This window comes from Zoogloea sp. (genome assembly GCF_023150065.1).
GTDB lineage: Bacteria > Pseudomonadota > Gammaproteobacteria > Burkholderiales > Rhodocyclaceae > Zoogloea.
Window position 1 is genome coordinate 1 of record NZ_JAKLLN010000068.1, and the last position, 1,444, is coordinate 1,444.

Here is a 1,444-nt window from a genome sequence, read left to right on the forward strand (position 1 = left end):
GAGGCCGTCGCGGATGCCCCGGAAGCCCCGGAGCCTGAGTGAGAGTGGTTGCATGGCGTGCCTCCAGCGCCGCTGGGCGGCGCGATGGTCGAGGTGGCATGTGATGCAGCCTGGGCGCCCTTCGAGCGCTGTTCAGGCGCCGTTTCAGGCCGCCTCGAAGAGGTCCAGTCTCGGACCCTTCTCGGCCAGGTCAAGGCCGCCCTGTGCCTTGGCGCCGGCATCGGGGACCGCCAGGGCCTCCGCGACGATGTCCTCGGGTTCGGTCGTCGTCACCCGTTCCAGGCACTCCAGCAGCGGCTGCGCGTGGAAGTCCGTCGCCGTGGCCCAGGCCCTGACCTTGTCGGCCAGGCTGACGAGTTGCGAGATGCCGGGCGCGCGGGTGCGCACCACGGGCACGATCCGCCCTTCGAGCTGGACATCGGCGGCGCCGGACAGGGCACGCTCGATGGCGCCGCGGTCCACCTCGTGCCGGTCCTCGTCGGCCACGGTCCATCGGACCCGCACGCTGACGCCGGCCAGTTCCTGCGCCCGAACCGCCTCTCGCAACTGGTCCAGGTCGGGCCGACCTTCGAACACGATGTCCATGGTCCGTCTCGCAGGAGTCGGTTCGAGGCGACAGTACACCCCGTCCGGTCCGAATTCCCACAGCAGGAATCCCTTGTCGCCCTGCTCCCCGTGGTGGAAGCGACCGATCGACCCGGCGTAGGCGATGCACTGGCGCCGTTCGCCCTTCCCTTGCATCCAGGCCTGGTGCCGATGGATGTGGCCCAGCAAGGTGGCATGCGCCCCGGCGCTGAACAGCGCCCCGGTGGTGAACTCGTGGTCGAACCCGGCCATCGGCACGCCATGCTCGGTCACGCAGCCGAAGACCGTGCCATGCGACACCGCGAGCGTCGGCACGCCGGCAGCACGGGCTACGCCGTGGATGCCGGCGTAGCCCTGTAGCAGCCGGGCCAGCTGCTCACCCTGGGCCTCGGCGGCAGCGGTGGCGCCGACCGCTGCCGCGACGGCCGCCTTGTTGATCGACGGAATGCAGGTAAACAGTGCCCTGGCGCCAGGCGGGACTTCTTCGAATCGCGGGCCTTCGGAGGCGAGCCAAAGGTCGGCGGAAGACGCATCGGTGGCCGCCAGGTCCCGGGACGATCCGCTGCCCATCAACGCCACCTGACCGATCCGGTCCGCGACGAAGACCCGATGGCGGCTGCCCAGCATCCTGAACACGGTCAGCGTGCCGGGCGGCTCGTGCGACCACGTGCCCTGGACCATCAGCACCGGGCATTGATCGGCCAGCCGCCGCACCTGCGCCAGCAGCCGCAACGCTGCGGGCGCATGCAGGTCCAGGGCGTGATCGGTGGCATCCCCGGAGATCACGGCCACATCGACGGCGAGTTCGATGGCGCGGTCCACGGCCGCCGAGAAGCAGCGATCGGCCTCCTCCAGGTGG

Annotated in this window: 1 protein-coding gene; it reads right to left on the reverse strand. The window is 70.5% G+C overall.

All coding sequences use genetic code 11. The annotated features are described in order from the left end of the window. Nucleotides 1–144: 144 nt before the first annotated feature. Nucleotides 145–1,440 carry a metallophosphatase family protein gene (locus L6Q67_RS23415; protein WP_296575881.1) on the reverse strand — a complete coding sequence of 432 codons (1,296 nt, stop codon included), beginning with the start codon at nt 1,438–1,440 and terminating at the stop codon, nt 145–147. Between the last annotated feature and the right edge of the window lie 4 nt (nt 1,441–1,444).